General features: G+C 64.9%; 19 protein-coding genes and 2 pseudogenes. 16 read left to right on the plus strand and 5 right to left on the minus strand.

What is annotated here, in order from left to right; all coding sequences use genetic code 11:
• Positions 1-59 precede the first annotated feature (59 nt).
• From PQV96_RS00960 to PQV96_RS00980, 5 genes are all read left to right on the plus strand, one after another.
• Positions 60-488: a VOC family protein gene (locus PQV96_RS00960; RefSeq protein ID WP_207375439.1), complete on the plus strand. Its 429-nt coding sequence runs from the start codon at positions 60-62 to the stop codon at positions 486-488.
• A 45-nt stretch (positions 489-533) separates the two neighbouring features.
• Entirely contained in the window at positions 534-1037 is a 504-nt protein-coding gene (locus PQV96_RS00965) for a DUF1579 domain-containing protein (RefSeq protein ID WP_207375440.1), read from the plus strand.
• A 90-nt stretch (positions 1038-1127) separates the two neighbouring features.
• Positions 1128-1496 carry a DUF1428 domain-containing protein gene (locus tag PQV96_RS00970; protein WP_207375441.1) on the plus strand — a complete coding sequence of 123 codons (369 nt, stop codon included), beginning with the start codon at positions 1128-1130 and terminating at the stop codon, positions 1494-1496.
• Positions 1497-1824: 328 nt separating this feature from the next.
• A complete protein-coding gene (locus PQV96_RS00975; protein WP_273624279.1) occupies positions 1825-2916 on the plus strand; it encodes a pirin family protein in 1092 nt (363 codons plus the stop codon).
• On the plus strand, positions 2913-3383 hold the full coding sequence (locus tag PQV96_RS00980; RefSeq protein ID WP_044397661.1) for an FKBP-type peptidyl-prolyl cis-trans isomerase: 471 nt from the start codon (positions 2913-2915) through the stop codon (positions 3381-3383). The genes PQV96_RS00975 and PQV96_RS00980 overlap by 4 nt, the downstream gene beginning before the upstream one ends.
• 92 nt (positions 3384-3475) lie before the next feature.
• Here the strand turns inward: PQV96_RS00980 and PQV96_RS00985 are convergent, their stop codons facing one another.
• Positions 3476-4336: a TIGR03915 family putative DNA repair protein gene (locus PQV96_RS00985; protein ID WP_273624280.1), complete on the minus strand. Its 861-nt coding sequence runs from the start codon at positions 4334-4336 to the stop codon at positions 3476-3478.
• Between the two features lie 15 nt (positions 4337-4351).
• The gene (locus PQV96_RS00990) at positions 4352-5635 is read right to left on the minus strand and encodes a putative DNA modification/repair radical SAM protein (RefSeq protein ID WP_273624282.1); all 1284 of its coding nucleotides are present in this window, start codon (positions 5633-5635) and stop codon (positions 4352-4354) included.
• Positions 5636-5687: 52 nt separating this feature from the next.
• On the opposite strand from PQV96_RS00990, the gene PQV96_RS00995 reads away from it, so the two are divergent.
• The 9 genes and pseudogenes from PQV96_RS00995 (at position 5688) to mobB (ending at position 16100) form a co-directional block, all read left to right on the plus strand.
• Positions 5688-6689, plus strand: coding sequence for an IS1595-like element ISCsp2 family transposase (locus PQV96_RS00995; RefSeq protein WP_011805960.1), 1002 nt, complete (start codon positions 5688-5690; stop codon positions 6687-6689).
• 62 nt (positions 6690-6751) lie between these two features.
• Positions 6752-8307 (plus strand): annotated as a pseudogene (locus PQV96_RS01000) (IS91-like element ISCR8/ISPps1 family transposase).
• Between the two features lie 222 nt (positions 8308-8529).
• The gene (locus tag PQV96_RS01005) at positions 8530-9255 is read left to right on the plus strand and encodes an HdeD family acid-resistance protein (RefSeq protein WP_273624286.1); all 726 of its coding nucleotides are present in this window, start codon (positions 8530-8532) and stop codon (positions 9253-9255) included.
• 63 nt (positions 9256-9318) lie between these two features.
• The gene (locus PQV96_RS01010; protein WP_273624287.1) at positions 9319-10359 is read left to right on the plus strand and encodes a patatin-like phospholipase family protein; all 1041 of its coding nucleotides are present in this window, start codon (positions 9319-9321) and stop codon (positions 10357-10359) included.
• A gap of 1 nt (position 10360) precedes the next feature.
• Entirely contained in the window at positions 10361-11797 is a 1437-nt protein-coding gene (locus PQV96_RS01015; protein ID WP_273624288.1) for a GntP family permease, read from the plus strand.
• A gap of 68 nt (positions 11798-11865) precedes the next feature.
• Complete coding sequence (locus tag PQV96_RS01020) at positions 11866-12912, plus strand: AI-2E family transporter (RefSeq protein ID WP_273624289.1); 1047 nt, start codon at positions 11866-11868, stop codon at positions 12910-12912.
• Between the two features lie 7 nt (positions 12913-12919).
• A pseudogene (locus tag PQV96_RS01025) lies at positions 12920-14199 on the plus strand (IS91-like element ISCR8/ISPps1 family transposase); the annotation flags it as partial.
• 215 nt (positions 14200-14414) lie between these two features.
• The gene (locus PQV96_RS01030) at positions 14415-15509 is read left to right on the plus strand and encodes a molybdopterin dinucleotide binding domain-containing protein (protein ID WP_207375706.1); all 1095 of its coding nucleotides are present in this window, start codon (positions 14415-14417) and stop codon (positions 15507-15509) included.
• Positions 15510-15557: 48 nt separating this feature from the next.
• A complete protein-coding gene (mobB, locus tag PQV96_RS01035) occupies positions 15558-16100 on the plus strand; it encodes a molybdopterin-guanine dinucleotide biosynthesis protein B (RefSeq protein ID WP_198846914.1) in 543 nt (180 codons plus the stop codon).
• A 12-nt stretch (positions 16101-16112) separates the two neighbouring features.
• Here the strand turns inward: mobB and PQV96_RS01040 are convergent, their stop codons facing one another.
• The 3 genes from PQV96_RS01040 to cobA all read right to left on the minus strand — a co-directional run bounded on the left by PQV96_RS01040 (position 16113) and on the right by cobA (position 18899).
• A complete protein-coding gene (locus tag PQV96_RS01040) occupies positions 16113-16454 on the minus strand; it encodes a hypothetical protein (protein WP_233099955.1) in 342 nt (113 codons plus the stop codon).
• Positions 16455-16812: 358 nt separating this feature from the next.
• A complete protein-coding gene (locus tag PQV96_RS01045) occupies positions 16813-17694 on the minus strand; it encodes a gamma-glutamyl-gamma-aminobutyrate hydrolase family protein (RefSeq protein ID WP_198846913.1) in 882 nt (293 codons plus the stop codon).
• A gap of 329 nt (positions 17695-18023) precedes the next feature.
• Entirely contained in the window at positions 18024-18899 is an 876-nt protein-coding gene (gene cobA, locus PQV96_RS01050; RefSeq protein WP_198846912.1) for a uroporphyrinogen-III C-methyltransferase, read from the minus strand.
• A gap of 165 nt (positions 18900-19064) precedes the next feature.
• On the opposite strand from cobA, the gene PQV96_RS01055 reads away from it, so the two are divergent.
• Both PQV96_RS01055 and PQV96_RS01060 read left to right on the plus strand, forming a co-directional pair.
• Entirely contained in the window at positions 19065-19481 is a 417-nt protein-coding gene (locus PQV96_RS01055; RefSeq protein WP_337931354.1) for a c-type cytochrome, read from the plus strand.
• A 20-nt stretch (positions 19482-19501) separates the two neighbouring features.
• Positions 19502-20713, plus strand: coding sequence for a cytochrome D1 domain-containing protein (locus tag PQV96_RS01060; RefSeq protein WP_273625214.1), 1212 nt, complete (start codon positions 19502-19504; stop codon positions 20711-20713).
• The last annotated feature ends 1 nt before the right edge of the window (position 20714 follow it).

The following is a 20714-nucleotide window of genomic DNA, read 5'->3' on the forward strand; positions in this document are numbered from 1 at the left end:
TTCACAATGGAATGCCGCTTCCGGTTTTCCCCCTCCACCCATCCCCAAGGAAAGCACCCATGAAAGTCGAGTCCTATCTGATGTTTGAAGGCCGCTGTGAAGAGGCCCTCGACTTCTACCGCAGCGCGCTGGGCGCCCAGGTCACCACGCTCATGCGTTTCAAGGACAACCCCGAGCCCGCAGGGGCGCCCGGTTGCAGCGACGGCAGCAGCCCGGGCCCCGCGCCCGACATGGTCATGCACGCCGAATTCACCGTGGGCGCGACGACGTTGATGGCGTCGGACGGCATGGGCTCGGGCACCACCCGATTCGAGGGCATTTCGCTGGCGCTGAGCCCGGCGGATGAAGCCGAGGCTCAGCGGCTTTTCCGCGCCCTGGCCGAGGGTGGACAGGTCCACATGCCGCTGGCCAAAACGTTCTTTTCAAAAGCCTTCGGCATGGTGGCCGACCGCTTTGGCGTGCCGTGGATGGTGGTGGCGCCCGCGTGACGCGGGCTCGTGACGCACCTCCCTCTTGACCCCAAGGAGACCGACATGATGAACCCTGAACCCCACGCCATGCACCGCTGGCTGCAGCAGCTGGTGGGCGACTGGACCAGCGACGCCAACTGCGACGCTCCACCCGGCGAATCCGGCGAATCCGGCGCGCCCGCGCAAGAGCAATCCACTGGCTCCGAGCATGTGCGCGCTCTGGGCGACCTGTGGGTGCTGTGCGAAGGCACGGGCACCATGCCCGGCGGGGGCGAAGCCCACATGCTGATGACGCTGGGCTACGACCCCGAGAAAAGCGTGTTTCGCGGCACCTGGGTGGGCTCGATGATGACCCACATGTTCGTGTACGAAGGCACGCTCGATGCCGACCAGAAGGTGCTGACCCTTGAGACCGAAGGCCCCAGCTTCAAGGACGACGGCAAGATCGCCCGCTACCGCGACGTGATCACGCTGGTGAGCGCAAACGAACGCACCTTGACATCGTTCAGTCTGCAGCCGGATGGCAGCTGGTCCCAGATGATGCAGGCGACGTACCGGCGCAAGTGATGGGGGCGGGCCCCGGTCCGCGTCCGCCGAACGAATACCTGGCGCCCACAGGCGGGCGCATCCCATGGTCAACCTGACAGGAGTCAAGATATGTCCTACATCGATGGTTTCGTGATCGCCGTCCCCACCGCCAATAAGCAGAAGTTCATTGAGCACGCGCGCCATTTCGACGCGTTGTTCATCGAGCTGGGCGCAATCCGTGTGATCGAAGGTTGGGGCGACGACGTCCCCGACGGCAAAGTCACCGATTTCCGCCGCGCGGTCCAGGCCACGGCCGAGGAGACGGTGGCATTTTCGTGGGTCGAATGGCCCGACAAAGCGACGCGCGACGCGGGCATGAAGAAGATGATGGAAGACCCGCGCATGGACCCGTCCCAACCCGGCAACCCACCCATGCCCTTCGACGGCAAACGCATGATCTTTGGCGGCTTCGAACCTGTGGTCGAGGTGAAGGCGTGAGCAGCGGTTGGCATCGCGCTGGCCGCCTGCCGACTACTGGCAGACTGCGCGGTTCCGGGGAGCATCGGCTGCGATGCACCACGCTTGTGATCAGGGACAGTGCAGATAGAACGCTATAAAAACAAGAGCTGCCAGCGCTTCGCAGATAAGCGCTAGAGCCGAATCTGACGCAATTTTTCTGGCAAAGCACGGACGGCAAAGCCCTCCACTGTCCCGCCCGCTGCACCGCACTGTTCCACGGGCCGCCCTTCCGTTCCAGCGCCATTGGCGCCATATTCCACAGGCACTCCGCCCGATCGCGGCGGTGCACAACATGAGGAGCCCCCGTATGTCGTCGTCCACACCTGCTGCCACCACTGCCCTGGTGCCCATCGTGCGCGCCCAACTGCTCGGCCCGCAGTGGCCCACGCTCGACCCGTTTCTTTTCTGCGCCCACCACGACGATGCCTACCCCGCAGGCAATGCCGCGTTTGGCCCGGCCGTGCCCATTGAAGACCGCCAGATCGGCAGCGACTTCAGCGGCAAGGACGGCTGGAGCATGTACCACGGCGACACGGTGCCCGGTTTCCCCGGCCACCCGCACCGGGGTTTTGAAACCGTGACGCTGGTGCGCAAGGGGCTCATCGACCATGCCGACTCACTCGGCGCAGCCGCCCGCTTTGGCGGGGGCGATGTGCAGTGGGTCACGGCGGGCAAGGGCATCCAGCACTCGGAAATGTTTCCGCTGCTCAACGCCACCGAGCCCAACCCGCTCGAACTCTTCCAGATCTGGCTGAACCTGCCTGCCCGCAACAAGATGGTGGAGCCGCACTTCACCATGCTCTGGAACGAGCGCATTCCGCGCCTGCAGCACCGCGATGCAGAAGGCCGCCTGACCACCGTGACCGTGGTGGCCGGTGCGCTGCCCGGCGCGGACGCACCGCTAAGCCCGCCGCCCGAGTCCTGGGCGTCGCAACCCGAAGCCGACGTGGCCATCTGGACGCTGCACCTGGAGCCCGGTGCCCGCTGGACGCTGCCCGCTGCCACCGGCCAGGGCACGCGCCGCATGCTGTACTACTTTGTGGGCAACGGCCTTGCGGTGGGCCCGCAGGCCATCCGGGGCCACGCGGCGCTGGAAGTAGTTGCCTCGCAAGACTGGGAACTGGTCAACACCGGCACCACCGCCGTGGAATGCCTGCTGCTGCAAGGCCGCCCCATCGGCGAGCCCGTGGCGCAGTATGGCCCCTTTGTGATGAACACCCAGCAGGAAATCATGCAGGCCATGCAGGACTACCGCCGCACCCAGTTTGGTGGCTGGCCCTGGCCCGAAAGCGACCCGGTGCACGGCCCCGCGCCGCGCCGCTTTGCACGCTACCCCGGCCAGACGGAGGACGAGGTGCCCAGCCCAGTGGACGCAGTTGGAGGAAAATCGGGCGCATGAACATTACCAAAGACTCCGCCGTCACCCTGACCTACAAGGTGACCACGCCCCAGGGCAAGCCCCTGGATTCGGGCAACCTGGCCTACCTGCACGGTGGCTACGAAAACATCTTCCCCAAGGTGGAAGCCGCGCTGGAAGGCCAGGCCGTGGGCTTTGCCACCACGCTGGACCTGGCGGTGGAAGACGCCTTTGGCGCGCGTGACGAAAGCCTGGTGCGCACCATTCCCAAGAGCGAGTTTCCGCCCGGCGTGAAGGTGGGCGGCCAGCTGCAAGGCGTGGGCAACGACGGACAACCTGCCGTGTTCAACGTGGTCAAGATCAAGGGCCCTGAAGTGCATCTGGACGGCAACCACCCCCTGGCGGGCCAGGCGCTGAAGTTCAGCTGCAAGGTCACCGCCGTGCGGGCAGCCACCGCTGAAGAAATTGCCCACCGCCATGTGCATGGCGCGCACGGCCACCAGCATTGATGCCAGGGTTTTCTGGCTGAGTCGCTGACGCGAACCCAGCGCATCGCCACCCCGCTCTGCCCCTTTGTTGGGCACCAGCCGGGTGGCTCTTTTTACGCCCGTGTTTCTTTGCCCGCAATGCGCCTGCGCGGCACGGTGGCTTCGGCCTCCACCATCTTCGCGCTGCGCTCGTGCGCCGTCTGCGCCAGCTCGGTGATGAGCGCGGCCTCGGGCAGGTTGTGCCAGTAGCGCGTGGGCATTTCCTTTTTCATCATGGTGAGCTTGAGCCGCGCGGGGTTGAAGATGTGGCGGTAGTAGGTGAGCCACAGCGCCTCGCCGGCATCGGGCGGCGGCGCGTCACTGCGCTGGGCGCCGGGGCCGGTGTGCAGATGCTGGCCGTCCCAGCGCACGCTGGCGTCGGGCGTGAGGATGGCCCAGCGCATTTGCGTGAAGCGGCGGATGAAGAAGCCTGCATTGGCCTCGGTGATGTAGTGGTCGGGCTCGAACCAGGCCATGTGCAGGGTGTTGCCATCCGGCTCCACCACGGGCCGAAAGCGCACAAAGGCGTGCATTTTGTGCATGTCGCGCCGCACGGCGCGGACCATGTGGTGGGCCTGCATGCGGTCTGCGTCCAGCGGGTCGTGCCGCGCTGCTCTTGCCATATCGCCGCCTTGCGCCATGCGCCACAGCAGGCGGTACATCAGCGCAAAGCGGGCGGGGTCGCGGTGCAGGATGAGCTGCTCGCACAGGTGCAAAAAGTCGGGGGGAACGCGCAGCGTGGGCGCATCGGGGGCTGGCGGTGGCAGGGCGTTGTGCCTGGCGGCCTCTGGAGCAAACAGATCTTCAGCGGCATCGGCCTGGCAGCGCCAGTCCACGGCCTGCGGGGGCACATTGGCTTGCACCAGGGCGCGTGCGGCGGTGCGAAAGCCTTGCCAGTCGGTGGGGTGCTCCAGCGTGATGGTGTTGCGCTGCATGTGTTCCGCTCCGGTTCAAAACAGGCTGCGTTGCACCGGCGGCGGCGCCAGGTGCGCAGCCAAATCAGCAGCCTCCAAAGCCCGGCCGGGGCGGTAGTCGGCCGCCTCCACAAACGGCAGCACCTTCTTGAGCGGCACATGCAGCCGCGCCAGGTCGGCATGCCGCAGGCGTCGCACCCGGCGGGCGGCCAGCAGGCGGTCTACCGTCTGCACACCAAAGCCTGGCACGCGCAGCAGCAGCTCGCGCGGGGCGGTGTTGAGGTTGACGGGGAAGCGCTCGCGGTGCGCCAGCGCCCAGGCCAGCTTGGGGTCCATGTCCAGCGCCAGCATGCCGACCTGGTTGCCTTGGTTGGGCGGCACGATCTCGTCGTGCGTGAAGCCATAAAAGCGCATCAGCCAGTCGGCCTGGTACAGCCGGTGCTCGCGCACCGTGGGCGGCGCGGTCAGCGGCAGGGCGCGCGCGGCGTCGGGGATGGGGCTGAAGGCCGAGTAGTACACCCGCCGCAGCCGGTGCGTGCCGTACAGCCGTGCGCTGGTGGCGAGGATGGTGCGGTCGTCCGTCGCATCGGCCCCCACGATCATCTGCGTGCTTTGCCCGCCGGGCGCAAACAGCGGCGCGCTGGCCCGGCGCGTGGTGCGCGATTGCGGCATCGACACGATGGCCTGCGCGGCTTGCTCCTTGCGCGCTGCGCGCGATTCGCCAATGTGCACCGCCATGCGGGCCATGGACCGGTCGATGGCAGCGCTGTTTTTCTCCGGCGCCAGGGCAGTGAGGCTCTCGGCCGTGGGCAGCTCGATGTTGATGGACAGGCGATCGGCATAGCGGCCCGCGCGCTCCATCAGCTCGGGCGATGCATCGGGAATGGTCTTGAGGTGGATGTAGCTGCGAAAGTCGTGCTCCTCGCGCAGCACGCGGGCCACCTCCACCACCTGCTCCATGGTGTAGTCGGGGCTCTGGATGATGCCGCTGGAGAGGAACAGCCCCTCGATGCAATTGCGGCGGTAAAAGTCCAGCGTGAGCTGCACCACCTCATCGACCGTGAAGCGCGCCCGGGGCACGTTGCTGGTCACGCGGTTCACGCAGTACAGGCAGTCGTACTGGCAGAAGTTGGTGAGCAGGATCTTGAGCAGCGAGATGCAGCGGCCGTCCGGCGCGTAGCTGTGGCATATGCCCATGCCTTCGGTGGACCCCATGCCGCGCCCGCCCACCGAGTTGCGCGGCGCAGCGCCGCTCGATGCGCAGGATGCGTCGTACTTTGCCGCGTCGGCCAGGATGGCGAGTTTGGATTGCAAGTTCACTGTATGAATTTAAGGGGTATCTATTTAGCTCCAGTGACGTGAGAATAGCTGGATGGAAACCCAGATGCTAACGCCAACTCCTGGACGGGACTACCCCCGCACCTGGAACGAATTTCTTGACTGGTTTGCCACCGAAGAGGCTTGCCAGGCGTTCCTGGAGAAGCTTCGGTGGCCCCAAGGCTTCGTCTGCCCGCGTTGCGGCAACGCTGGCGATGTGTACCGCGCCAGCCGCACCCGCCTGATGTGCCGCTCATGCCAGTACCAAGGCACAGTGACATCTGGAACCATCTTTGACAAGACGCGCACACCGCTGCGTGTCTGGCTGGCTGCAGCTTGGTACCTGACCAATCAGAAACAAGGCGTGAGCGCCCTGGGGCTGCAGCGCGTATTGGGTTTGGGGAGCTACCAGACCGCCTGGACCATGCTGCACCGGTTTCGACGTGCCATGGTCCGCCCGGGCCGGGACAAGCTCAAGGGGCTTGTGGAGGTGGATGAAACGTACCTGTCCATCACGGATCGCAAGAATCCCGCCACCCCTGCAGGGCGCAAGAGCAGCACCACCAAAGTGTTGATGGTCATGGCGGTGGAGATCGTGGAGCCCAAGGGGTTTGGGCGCATCCGGTTACGCCGCATTGACCGAGACGCCGCCACCCACGTAATCCCCTTTGTGCAGGAGGTGGTCGAGCCTGGAGCCCAGGTACGCACGGATGGTTCGGCGGCATACCGCGCTCTGGGAGAACTGGGTTACACCCACCAGCGCACCGTCATGCTCGGCTCAGGCGTACCTGCCCATGTCTCCATGGCGGGAGTGCACCGGGTCGCCTCACTGGTACAGCGCTGGGTGCTGGGAACACATCATGGCTCTGTACAGCCAGACCACCTGGACGCCTATCTCGATGAATTCGTGTTCCGTTTCAACCGGCGCACATCCAGCTCACGCGGGATGCTGTTTTACCGCTTGCTGCAGCAAGCGGTGGTTACGCCGCCAGTGACGTATGGGGATGTCGTGAGCAAGAACACCGGGGAGAGCCAATCGGATACCATTGCTGGATGAAATCACAGTATCAATGGGGCTGCTGGAGCTAAATAGATACCCCTTGCATTTGTACAGTATTCATGTCAGCCACTTCCAAGCCCAAACTCTACAACCCACGCCACCCCGAACGCACGCTGCTCTACCAAACGGTAGCCGAGCACTACGAGACCTGGCTAGAGTTGGCCAGCGCGGGTCAGTTCGACGGCCAGGGCGACCACCACACCCCCAAGCCCTTCGTACGCAAAGCGTTTGCCACATATCTGGAGTGCGGCATCTTTGCCCATGGCTTCGCCCGCGCTCGCTGCGGCGACTGTGGGCACGACTACTTTGTAGCCTTCTCCTGCAAAGGCCGTGGAGTCTGCCCCTCGTGCACCACGCGGCGGATGGTGGAGACGGCGGCACACCTGAGCGACCACGCCTTCCCCCGCCTTCCGGTGCGCCAGTGGGTGCTCTCCGTGCCCAAGAGGTTGCGGTACTTCATGCAACGCGACGGAGCGGTGCTGAGCATGGTGCTGCGCATCTTTCTGCGGGTGATCGCACAAACTCTGCAGACCCACAGCCCCGGTGCGGCCCATATGGACAAGGCAGGCCTGCACATCGGTGCCATCGCCTTCATTCACCGATTCGGCTCCAGCCTCAATGAACACGTCCACTTCCACGTTTGTGTGGTGGACGGGGTGTTTGAGGAAGTGGAGGGCGAGGGCGATGCTGATGCGACCCCTCGAATCTCATCGCCGGGTGTCATCTTTCACGCGGCCACCGGCATCGATGCGGCTACCGTGGCCCCAGTGCAGACCACACTGCAAAAACGCATCCTGCGCGCCTTCGTTGCTCGGGGCCTGCTGGAGAACTGTGACGCCAAAGACATGCTGGGCTACAAACACAGCGGCTTCTCGGTGGACGCCGGTGTCTGCATCGAAGCCCACGACCGCGCTGCGCTGGAGCGGCTGCTGCGCTATTGCGCTATTGCGCGCGTCCACCGTTTTCCATGGAGCGCCTACGCAAAGAGGGAAGCAAACTGGTGTACCGCTGTGCCAAACAGCGCAGCGAGCCCACCAGTGACAAGCGTGGTGCCAAGGCAGATGAGCTGCACCTCACACCGCTGGAACTGATCGACCGCATCGCCGCGCTGGTGCCACCGCCACGCACCCACCGGCACCGCTACTTTGGTGTGCTGGCACCAAACTCGCCGCTGAGAGCGGCGGTAACGGCGCTGGCTCAGCCTGCTGCGTCGCAACCAGCCACGGTGGAGACTGCACAACCTGGCGCGGGCGTACCTGGGGTGGCGGCGCCGGGCAACGCGGCCACACCCACACCCGAACCTGAAGCACGCCCGAAGCGAGCGGCGCATTACTTGTGGGCGGTGCTGATTGCCCGCATCTACGAGGCATTTCCGCTGCTGTGCCCCATGTGCGGTGGGCAGATGCGCATCATTGCCTTCATCACCCACAGCGCCGAAATCCGCCACATCCTGAACCACATCGGGGTGGAGTCTGCCCCCCCGCACATCACCCCGGCACGCGGGCCACCGCTGTGGGAGGGCTGCGACGCGCCGGTGGATGATGGTGCGCAAGGCGAGCCGGATTGGGATCTGGCAGCTCAACCCGACGAGGTAGACCAGCGCGTCAATTGGTGACCCAGTGAAGCGGCGGTATCCATCGCTGCGGGGAAGCAGCTGCGCGCGCGCCAGGCCCAAATGCATACTGCCTCCCAAGCTCTTGCCATTGAGCGGCAAGCGAGCGCTCAACCTTCCTTGGCCGAACGTGTTTCGAGGCCCAAAACTCGTGCCATACTTGGCCTCATGCGGTTGAATTTCCTATCCGTTCAGCTATGGACATTGCGATGCTGCACCTGCATCATGGCGATGAAAATTGATTGTCTGGCATGGGCTTCACGGTCCTGTGCCATTTTTGATCCATATCCGGCCCTGCGGGTCGGGGAAGGCAACACCCGCTGCCCGGCGGGAAGCACCCTGTTGAACAAGGAAGTCAATGCCATGCCGATCAGTCTTGCCGCCGCTGCACAGACCTACCGCGAAGCCGCGCGCGATGCGGTGCGCCGCCATTCGACCTTCCACCTGGTACAGGCGGCGCTGCTGGTCGTCGCGGGGATCGTCGCCATCGTCTTCCCGGCCTTTTCTTCGGCTGCTGCCGTCGTGGTGTTCGGCTGGCTGCTGATCGCCAGCGGCATCATTCAGGCCATCGGCCTGATCAGCGCACGCCATGCGCCGAACTTCTGGCTGCAGATCATCTCGGCCATACTTGGTGTGTTGCTGGGCATTCTGCTCTTGCGCAACATCGCGCAGGGGATGCTGCTGCTGTCGCTTCTGCTGATCATCTTCTTCATGATCGAGGGGATGTCGAAGGTTGTCTTCGCATTGACGATCCGTCCCTTGCCCAACTGGCTTTGGGTTTTTGCCAGCGGGGTGCTCTCGGTCGTGCTGTCGCTTGTGCTTTTTGCCGCGATGCCGGTCACTGCGCTGTGGCTGATCGGGCTGATGCTGGGGCTCGACCTCATCGCCATTGGCGCGGCCCTTGGTGCGATGGCGTGGAGGCTTCGCGGGCAAGCGGTGCCCGCCGCCTGATCCCCTAGGGCGCCCGGCTTCGGGCGCCATTTTCTTGCAATGAATTGACTGAAAGGCGCCGAAATGGCCAGCAACCCGAAATCGCAGACGCGAAAAACCCTTCCCATCGACCTCGCCTTGCAGGGGGGCGGTTCGCATGGGGCGTTTACCTGGGGCGTTCTGGACCGCATCCTCGAGGAAGACTGGTTCGAGATCGATGGCATTTCCGGCACCTCGGCCGGCGCCATGAACGCGGCAATCCTGGCGGCCGGCATGGCCACCGGCGGGCGGCAGACCGCGCGTGAGATGCTGACCGCCTTCTGGCGCCGGACGGCCGATGCCGCGCGCTTCAGCCCGTTCAAGCGCGGGCCGCTGGAGGTCCTGACGGGCAAATGGACGCTGGACAACTCGCCCGCCTTCATCGCCATGGATCTGATGGCGCGGCTGATCTCGCCCTATTTGCTGGGTGGGGCGGCAGGGAACCCGCTGCGCGACATCCTGACAGACCTGGTCGATTTCGACGCGCTGGCGACCGGGCCGGTCAAGCTGTTCATCACGGCAACCAATGTGCACACCGGGCAAGGCAGGGTGTTCCGCAAGCATGAGGTGACGGCCGATGTGCTGCTCGCCTCGGCCTGCCTGCCATCGATGTTCCAGGCCATCGAGATCGACGGCGTTCCCTATTGGGACGGCGGCTATGCGGGCAACCCGACGATGACGCCGCTCGTGCGTGAATGTGAAAGCCTCGATACCGTTCTGGTGCAGATCAACCCGGTCGAGCGGCGCGAGACGCCGCGCACCGCGCGCGAGATCGCAAGCCGCCTGAACGAGATCTCGTTCAACGCCCAGCTACTGAAAGAGTTGCGGATGATGGCGCTGCTGCGCCGTGTCATCGACCCCGGCAACGGTGAGGCGCGGTACTGGAAAGAGATGCGCCTGCATCGCATCACCTCGGACATCATGGTGGACCTTGGACATTCCTCGAAGCTGAATGCCGAGTGGGACTTCCTGAAGATGCTCTTCGACGAAGGACGCCGCGCCGCCGAGGATTTCGGCCGCACCCATATTCAGGACATCGGGGTGCGATCCACCTTTGACATCGACGCGCTGGCGGATGAGCTCTGACATGCTGGGTCTGCTGGGTATTCTGCTGGGCCTTGCCCTGATCATGGTGCTTGCGTTCCGCAGCTGGACAATCCTGCTGCTGGCGCCTTTGGCTGCTGCGGTGGCGGCGCTCTTTTCCGGCCAGCCGATGCTGGCGCACTGGACGCAGACCTTCATGCCGGCGGCGGCGGGGTTTGTGGCGCAGTTCTTCCCGCTTTTCCTGCTGGGCGCATTGTTTGGCAAGCTTATGGATGACAGCGGATCGGTTTCGGCGATTGCCGATTACATGACACGCCGGCTCGGCCCCTCGCGGGCGATCCTTGCCGTGGTGGCTGCGGGCGCGATGGTCACCTATGGCGGGGTCAGCCTCTTTGTGGCGTTCTTCGTGCTGGCGCCAATGGGGCAGGCGCTGTTCAAGGCGGGAAGCGTGCCGCGCAGGCTGCTTCCGGCGGCGCTCGCGCTTGGAACCTCGACCTTCACCATGTCGGCCATGCCGGGAACGCCCGCAATCCAGAACGCGATTCCGATGCCGTTCTTCGGCACCACCCCCTTTGCCGCACCGGGGCTTGGCATCATTGCCAGCATCATCATGGCGGCCATCGGCCTGGGCTGGCTTTCCTTCCGCGAACGTCAGGCCAAGGCACGGGGCGAAGGCTATGGCGCGGCCGAAAAAGGCACCGCCGTCTCGCGCGAGCTGGCCAGCACCGCACGCGAGTTTGACCCGGCCGAGATCAGCCGCGCCGGATCCTGGGGCGGTCGGCCGCCGATCGGCCTGGCCATTCTGCCGCTGGTTCTGGTTGTCGTGGTCAACCTGATCCTGACGCAGTTCGTGCTGCCCGGCATGGATTTCGATTTCCTCTCGCAGCCCGCATGGGGCGAAACCACCCTGTCGGCTGTCGGCGGGGTCTGGTCGGTGGCGCTTGCGCTTCTGGTCGCCTGCATTGTGCTGGTTGCCATGAACCGGCGCCGCTTTCGCAATCTGCGCGAAAGCATCGACTCGGGCGCGACGGCGGCGGTGCTTCCGATCATGAGCGTGGCAAGCCTTGTGGGCTTCGGCGCGGTCGTGGCGGCCCTGCCTGCGTTCGAGATGGTGCGGGACTGGGTTCTGGGCATCGGAGGCGGGCCGCTTGTGTCACTGGCGGTTGCGACGAACATCCTTGCCGCGCTGACCGGATCGGCTTCGGGCGGGATGACCATTGCGCTGCAGGCCCTTGGGCCCACCTTCATGCAGATCGCGTCAGACACCGGCCTCGACCCTGCGCTGATGCACCGGGTAGCCGTGATCGCCTCAGGCACTCTGGACAGCTTGCCGCACAACGGTGCGGTGGTCACGATGCTTGCGGTCTGTGGCTGCACGCATCGCGAAAGCTATCTGGACATCGTCATGGCGGCTATTGTCAGCGCGCTTGTTGCCCTTGTGGCCGTGATCGTGCTTGGCACAGCCTTCGGTTCCTTCTAACCCGAGAGGAACAGAGCTTCGGGATCGTCATGACACAGCCCACGCCGACCACCGCACCACCGGCCCTCTTGAACATCACGCTGGGCGTCATGCTGGCGTTGATGTTGGGGTGGTTCTTCCACATCGCCTCGGGCGTTCTGGTGCCAATGGTGCTGGGGCTGATGATATCTTATGTGGTCATGGCGGTGGCGCGGCTGACAGGCACCATCCCATGGATCGGGGTGCGGCTGTCACCGGGGCTGCGGCTCGCCGTCGCGGCGGTGCTGATCTGCTACGGTCTGGTCCAGCTGGTGACGTTGCTTGCCGCCAATCTGGCTGCCTTTGCCAGTTCTGCGCCCGAGTATCAGACCCGGCTGCTGGCCGCAGTTCAGACCCTTGCAAACATGGCGGGCTTTCAGGGCGACCTGACGTGGGAGACGCTTCGCAGTGACCTCTTTGGTCAGATCAACCTGCAGTCGGCACTGCGCAGTGGCGTGGCCTCCTCTGTCGCCCTGCTGGGGGGATTGATCTTCGTTCTGCTGAACGTCGTCTTCATGCTGCTGGAGCGGGGCAGCTTTGATGCCAAGCTTGACAAGATGGTCCCCGATGGTGAGGGCTCGATCCGGCTGCGCAAGGTGATCGAGGACATCAACGGGCGCGTCGGGCGCTATCTGGTGGTCAAGACGCTGATCAACATTGCGCTTGGTGTCCTGTGCTATGGCATCATGCTGGCCTATGGGCTTGAGTTTGCCGTCCTCTGGGCCATCGTGATCGCGCTGGTGAACTATATCCCCTATATCGGATCGTTCATCGGGGTGGCGGTGCCGGGGGTGATCGCCCTTGGCCAGTTCGGCCTGACGGATGAGGTGATCACGCTGATCCTCTTCCTATCTGCCGCACAGTTTCTGGTCGGCAATGTGCTTGAGCCGCAGGTCATGGGCACGTCGATGGACCTCAGCCCCTATGCGGTCCTGATCAGCCTGACGGTCTGGACGGCGTTGTGGGGCATTGCAGGCGCCATTGCAGCCATTCCCATCACTGCCGTCATGGTGATTGTGCTGTCCGAGTTTTCAGCCACCCGACCAATCGCCATTCTGCTGTCACGAAGCGGCGGCCAATCGGAGCGCCGAGGTTGACTCTTTGCTCTGCCCCTCGTGCACCACCCGGCGCATGGTGGAGACAGCAGCGCACCTGAACGACCACGCCTTCCCCCGCCTTCCGGTGCGCCAGTGGGTGCTCTCCGTGCCCAAGAGGTTGCGGTACTTCATGCAACGCGACGGAGCGGTGCTGAGCATGGTGCTGCGCATCTTTCTGCGGGTGATCGCACAAACTCTGCAGACCCACAGCCCCGGTGCGGCCCATATGGACAAGGCAGGCCTGCACATCGGTGCCATCGCCTTCATTCACCGATTCGGCTCCAGCCTCAATGAACACGTCCACTTCCACGTTTGTGTGGTGGACGGGGTGTTTGAGGAAGTGGAGGGCGAGGGCGATGCTGATGCGACCCCTCGAATCTCATCGCCGGGTGTCATCTTTCACGCGGCCACCGGCATCGATGCGGCTACCGTGGCCCCAGTGCAGACCACACTGCAAAAACGCATCCTGCGCGCCTTCGTTGCTCGGGGCCTGCTGGAGAACTGTGACGCCAAAGACATGCTGGGCTACAAACACAGCGGCTTCTCGGTGGACGCCGGTGTCTGCATCGAAGCCCACGACCGCGCTGCGCTGGAGCGGCTGCTGCGCTATTGCGCTATTGCGCGCGTCCACCGTTTTCCATGGAGCGCCTACGCAAAGAGGGAAGCAAACTGGTGTACCGCTGTGCCAAACAGCGCAGCGAGCCCACCAGTGACAAGCGTGGTGCCAAGGCAGATGAGCTGCACCTCACACCGCTGGAACTGATCGACCGCATCGCCGCGCTGGTGCCACCGCCACGCACCCACCGGCACCGCTACTTTGGTGTGCTGGCACCAAACTCGCCGCTGAGAGCGGCGGTAACGGCGCTGGCTCAGCCTGCTGCGTCGCAACCAGCCACGGTGGAGACTGCACAACCTGGCGCGGGCGTACCTGGGGTGGCGGCGCCGGGCAACGCGGCCACACCCACACCCGAACCTGAAGCACGCCCGAAGCGAGCGGCGCATTACTTGTGGGCGGTGCTGATTGCCCGCATCTACGAGGCATTTCCGCTGCTGTGCCCCATGTGCGGTGGGCAGATGCGCATCATTGCCTTCATCACCCACAGCGCCGAAATCCGCCACATCCTGAACCACATCGGGGTGGAGTCTGCCCCCCCGCACATCACCCCGGCACGCGGGCCACCGCTGTGGGAGGGCTGCGACGCGCCGGTGGATGATGGTGCGCAAGGCGAGCCGGATTGGGATCTGGCAGCTCAACCCGACGAGGTAGACCAGCGCGTCAATTGGTGACCCAGTGAAGCGGCGGTATCCATCGCTGCGGGGAAGCAGCTGCGCGCGCGCCAGGCCCAAATGCATACTGCCTCCCAAGCTCTTGCCATTGAGCGGCAAGCGAGCGCTCAACCTTCCTTGGCCGAACGTGTTTCGAGGCCCAAAACTCGTGCCATACTTGGCCTCATGCGGTTGAATTTCCTATCCGTACCTACAGCAACGACAAGATCTATGCGATGCGCAAGGTGATCAAGCCCTTTGGCGAGAGTCTGGACGACTTCGAGATCTTCCGCCGCCTGGCCGCACTGATGGGCGTGGAATACGGGTTCACCGAGGGCAAGACGGTGATGGACATCCTCAAGGCCTCGTACGAAAAGACGAGCCAAAAGGTTCCGTTCGATCAGTTCTGGAAGGAAGGCTTGGTGCGCATCGAGGTGCCCGAGAAGATGCGCCAATGGGTGCGCCATGGCGACTTCTACACCGACCCGGCCAAGCACCCGCTGCACACCAAGTCCGGCAAGATCGAGTTGTATTGCTCGGAGATCGCCCGTTTCAATGTGCCCGATTGCCCACCGGTACCCAAGTACCTGGAACCTTCCGAGTTCCTGGGCAACGCCAAGCCCGGCCAAGTGCACGTGGTCAGCCCGCACCCGTACAACCGTGTGCATTCGCAGATGGCCCAGGCCGACGTGCGTTTTGAGCAAAACGTCAAGGGCCGCCAGCATGTGCTCATCAGCGTGGAAGACGCTGCAGACAAGGGCATCAAGAACGGTGACCTGGTGGAGTTGTCGAACAGCCGGGGCGCCCTGATTGCTGGCGCGGTGGTCACCGACAAGATCATGAAGGGCGTGGTCAGCCTGGAAGAGGGCAACTGGATCCAGCTCGACTCCAAGGGCCGGTGCAACAGCGGTGCGATCAACATGATCACCACCAGCGTGGCATCGAGCGGGTTGAGTCAGGCTACCAGCGCCAACACCTGCATTGCAGACCTCAAGCGCTGCGACGATGCCGAGTCGCCAAACCGGGCCTATGAGCCGCCCGTCATCGAACGTGCCCCGGTGCGCAAGCTGGACGTGGCCGCCCTGCAGCTCACCGAGCGTGCCGCCCGCATCAAGGGCGCCACCATGAGCCAGATGATTCCCGGCGAAAAGCTCTTCTACGAGCGCTGCACGCTGTGCCATGTACCGCGTGAACCCGGCGACTTCACCAAGAGCCAGTGGCATGGCATCACGCAGAGCATGTTCCCGCGCGCGGGCTTGAGCGACACAGAGCGCAAGCTGGTGCTGCAGTTCCTGGAGATGAACGCCAAGGATGCCGCCGTGTTGCCCTGACGGGGTGATTCGGTACGGTATCAGGCACGGCGCGCAGATGGATTGACCATGAAACTATTTGGTATCGCGGGCCATTCGGGGATGGGCAAGACCACGCTGCTGGAGCGGCTTGTCCCTGAACTGCGCGCCCGGGGGCTTTCGGTGTCGCTGATCAAGCACAGCCACAAGGACATCGAGATTGATCGCCCCGGCAAGGATTCGTACCGCCTGCGGGAGGCGGGCTGCGGCGAGGTCATGCTGCTGGGGCAGGCGCGCTGGGCCTTGATGCATGAGCTGCGTGAGCAGGTTCATCCACCACTGGAATATCTGCTATCGCGCCTTCAGTCGTGCGACTTGGTGCTGATCGAGGGATTCAAGACGGGAGATTTTCCGAAACTGGAGGTGTGGCGGCCAGCCTTGTTCAAGGCGCCGCTGGGGCCGGGCTGGCCGGGCATTGTTGCCACCGCCAGCGACGAGCCACAACGAGTGCCGCACGGCCCTGCTCTCGATTTGCATGACATACCGGCTATCGCGCAACTAGTCATGGACCGTGCGCAGCCCTGCTCGTTAGGCCCAGCGGGCCGCGCGGAGCGAAGCGCAGACTGGCCGTAACCGCTGAGCGGCTCACCCACTGTATCGCTCATTGCCACTGCTGCTGGCTGGGGAAGCGACCTGTGGCACCGAGCCCGACAGGCATCCGCACCTCGTGCAGCGGCCCGGACCTTTATGCCCGCCCATCTTGCCTTGTAGCACCTTTACAAGGTGCTGCTTGGCTTCCGCCAACTGGGCCTTGTCGGTGTCGTGCACCTTGCGGAAGAACGCCGCGCACTCGGCGGAGCCGGCGGCTTCGGCGTCTTTGATGTACTGGTCGTAGGCCATGAGGGCCTGGGCCTTGTTCTGCACCAAAGTGACCCAGTCGTAAGCCAGGTTGCCAAGAGGATGGGGATCGGTGGAATTTTCTTGCATCGGTAGCCTCCGCGTTGCGTGACAAGATTTGGAGCGCCTCGTGGTTGGCCCCGCCTCGTCAACAAAGCGGGGGCAATAAAAGAGGTGCCCCACGTTGCAAAGACCTGGGCTGCGGCGAAATCCTGAAGGAAAGCCGCCCTGAGCTTGCTCTTTCCACCGTATCGCCAACCGCTGCCGCTGGGTGCGGCGTGTTTCTATGTTGCACGCAGGACTGGGCCTACTTTGCCAAGGGGGCAGTGCAGTGCTGCCCATTGAACCTGTTCAGGTATTTTCGGGGTCGTCCGAATGGCATGGCGCGATGGTCGCCGGGTGCGGCCAACAGCCCACAGCCCATGCCAAGGGCAAGCGCGGTGCCTGATCACTCCCCGCGTTCCCTGTCCTTGCGCAGCGCGCTGCGCAGCAGGCGCGTGGCGCGGTCGCGCAACCCGGTGGGTTGGTCGCGCCGCACGGGGTGCGCTTTGGCGTGAGCGCACGCTGCCAAAAAATCGTTCAGGATGGCCGTGTCGTCCAGCGTGTCGGCCCCGAGCTTGTGAAACTCGGGGTGCCACTGGGTGGCGGCGATGTAGCCGCGGCCCGGTGCGGGTTTGACGCGGATGGCTTCGGGCACGCCGTCGGGCTCGCTCAGGGCTTCGACCACGAAGTCGGGCGCCACGCGCTTGATGCCCTGGTGGTGGATGCTGTTGACGCGGGCGCGGGGCAGGTTGGGGTAGAGCTGTGCCAGGCGCGAATCGGGCACGATCTGGATGTCGTGGAAATGCTGGTCGTAGGCCACGGCGTTGCGGTGCTGCAGTGCGCCGGGGTGCTGGGTTTCGATGTCCTGGTACAGCGCGCCGCCAAAGGCCACGTTGATGAGCTGCAGCCCCCGGCACACGCCAAAGATGGGTTTGCCCACCTCGGCAAAGGCCTTCACCAGCGCCAGGTCGTAGATGTCGCGCACGCGGTCGCCAATCCATTCCTCGCGCAGGGGTTCTTCGCCATAGTTGCCGGGCCACACATCGGCGCCGCCGTGCATGACCACGCCATCCAGCCATTCGGCGTAGTGCTGCAGGGTGACGTCGCCGCGCGCCGTCTCGCCCGTGGGGCAGGGCACCATCACCACCATGGCCCCGGCGGACATGAGCCAGTGCGCGATGGACTGCTCGACGTATTGCAGTGTTTTGTTGGTGAACAGTGGGCGGGTGGGATCCGCGTGTTGAAAGCAGGCCGACAGGCCGATCTTGAGGCGGGGTGCGTTGGGCATGGGCAGCGGGTGGGGTGCGCGGGCGGTGGGTGCGCACAGGCCAGCCTCTGTTGTAGCACCGCCCTTGCCGCAGCGGTGTAGGAAAGTGTCGGCTTTGCGCGGCGCCCGCAGGCCTTCACCCGCCCTCTGAAGGGGCTCCTTGGGTATTTGAATGAAATTGGGCTCTTCTAGCGAATGCTAGTGATGCACTCGATAAATGTCGTACGTCGAAATCGTCGTTTACAGACGTGCGGCGATTTCCATCACTACTATTCGCTAGAAGAGCCTGAAATTGGCACCTGGCGCTTATTGGGTAAGCGCTGGTAGCTATCGAAATGATAGCATTTCGGTTAGGCGGTGGCGAGCTCTTTGGTTTCCTGGGCCGTTGGCACTGTTTGCAGCACGGTGCCTGGTCGCGCCAGCAGCGGGTGCAGTTGCACCACCTGGCCCACCATGATGAGGGCGGGGGGCTGCACCTTCTCGGCCACGGCCAGGGCGGGCAGGGTGGCCAGGGTGGCTGTGAGGCAGCGTTCGGTGGGCAGGGTGGCGTTTTCCACCACGGCGGCGGGGGTGTCGGCAGGCAGGCCGTGGGCGATGAGCTGGCTGCAGATGGCGGGCAGGGCGCCCACGCCCATGTAGATGACCACGGTTTGGCGGGGGCGGGCCAGCAGTTCCCAGTCCAGCCCCACGGTGCGGTCTTCGCGCAGGTGGCCGGTGGCAAACACCAGGGTGCAGGCGTGGTCGCGGTGCGTGAGCGGAATGCCCACCGACGCGCCCGCACCTTGCGCGGCGGTGATGCCGGGCACCACGTCAAAGCCAATGCCGGCCTCGGCCAGGGCCTGCACTTCCTCGCCCCCTCGGCCAAAGATGTAACCGTCGCCACCCTTCAGGCGCACCACATTGCGGCCGCTGCGCGCCAGGCGCACCATCAGCTCGATGATCTGCTCCTGCGGCAGGGTGTGACGGGATGATTCCTTGCCCACGTAGATGCGCTCGGCGCCAGGCGCAATGCAGTCCAGCACGGCAGGGCCGACCAGGTGGTCGTACAGCACCAGCGTGGCGGTCTGCAGCGCCCGGTAGGCTTTGCGGGTGAGCAGCTCCGGGTCGCCAGGGCCCGCGCCCACCAGCGTGACATGACCCACGGGGGAAACCACGGGCGCAGTGGGGCCTTCTCCTGCGGGCTGGTCTGCCGCTGCAGCGCCCGGGGCGTTGTTCTGGAAGCTCATCGTGGATCTCGTTGTGTGGTGGAAACAGGCCCGATGTTTAAACGCAATGCCCGGCCCGACCTTGACTTAGTTCAAGGTCGGCGCTTCCAACACGCGAGAGGATGCGTCCATTGAAGGCGGTTGCCGCAACCTGTGTTGCGCGCCCCACGCTCCCACGGTGACGACATGACACACATCCCCCGCTTTTTCCGGCCCGGCCCGTGGCGCGCCGCGCTGCTGCGCTGCTGCCTGCTGGGGTGGTTGGGCTGCGCGGCCGCAGGCGCTGCCCTGGCGCAGCCTGCGCCAGCCCCCGTCCCTGTCCCCACCCCCAGTGCAGAGCGCCAAAGCGCCCTGGTGCGCATGGTGCGGCAAGACTGCGGCTCTTGCCACGGCATGCGGCTGACGGGGGGGCTGGGCCCCGCCATCACCCCCCAGGCGCTGGAGGGCAAACCCCTGCTGTCCATGGCCTCGACCATCTACGGCGGTCGCCCCGGCACCCCCATGCCGGGCTGGAGCGCCATGCTCACCCTCGAAGAAGCCCACTGGGTGGCCCAGCAGCTGGCCGAGGGCTTTCCTGAAGAATCCCGGAGACCTGCGCGATGAACCCACCCGCCTTCCAGCCCCTGCAACGCCGTGGGCTGCTGACCTTGATGGCCTCGGCCCCCCTGTGGGCCAGTGGCTGCGCCGCCCTGGCCGATGGCCGCGCTGCTGAGGCAACTCCAGACAACCTGCGCGGCACGGGCGATCTGGGCGTGGTCATCCAGCGCGCGCGGGGCGCCGTCACGGTGGTGAACACCAGCGACCGCTCAATGCTGGGCGAAATCACCGGGCTGGGCGATCTGTCGCACGCCTCGGTAGTGTTCTCGCGCGATGGCCGCTACGCCTACGTGTTTGGCCGTGATGGCGGTCTCACGCAGGTGGATTTGCTGCGCGAACGCATCGTGCACCGCGTGATGCAGGCCGGCAACTCGATTGGCGGGGCCGTGAGTGCCGACGGCACGCTGGTGGCCGCGCAAAACTACGTGCCCGGCGGCGTGAAGGTGTTTGACGCCAAATCGCTCGCGCTGCTGGCCGACCTGCCCGCCACTTATGGCAACGGGCAACGCTCGCGCGTCGTCGGCTTGGTAGACCTGCCCCAGCGCCGCTTCGCCTACAGCCTGTTCGATGCCGATGCGATCTGCATCGCCGATTGCTCTGACCCCACCCGCCCCCGCGTGCATACCCTCGAAGGCATTGGCCGCCAGCCGTACGACGCGCTGGTCACGCCCGATGGCCGCCACTACATCGCCGGCCTGTTCGGTGAAGACGGCCTGGCCATGGTGGACCTGTGGGAACCCCAGCCCAAGGTGCGGCGCATTCTGGCCGGTTACGGCCGGGGCCAGCAGCCGCTGCCGGTGTACAAGATGCCGCATCTGCGCGGCTGGGCCGTGGCCGGGCGCCACGCCTACCTGCCCGCCATTGGCCGCCACGAGGTGCTGGTGGTGGACACCACCACCTGGCAAGAGGTGGGCCGCATCCCCGTGGCGGGCCAGCCCGTGTTTGTGATGGCCCGGCCCGATGGCCGCCAGGTGTGGGTGAACTTTGCCGTGCCCGATTACGACCGGGTGCAGGTCATCGACACCCCCAGCCAGCGCGTGGTGGACACCCTGCGTCCCGGCAAGGCGGTGCTGCACATGGAATTCACGCCCCGCGGCGACGCGGTGTGGATCAGCTGCCGCGACGACCACCTGGTGCGCGTCATCGACACCGCCACGCGCCAGACCCTGGCCACGCTGGCGGTGGACGCCCCCAGCGGCATCTTCTTCACCGCGCGCGCCCAGCGCATGGGGTTCTGAC

This window comes from Acidovorax temperans (assembly GCF_028596105.1).
GTDB classification, from domain to species: domain Bacteria; phylum Pseudomonadota; class Gammaproteobacteria; order Burkholderiales; family Burkholderiaceae_C; genus Acidovorax; species Acidovorax temperans.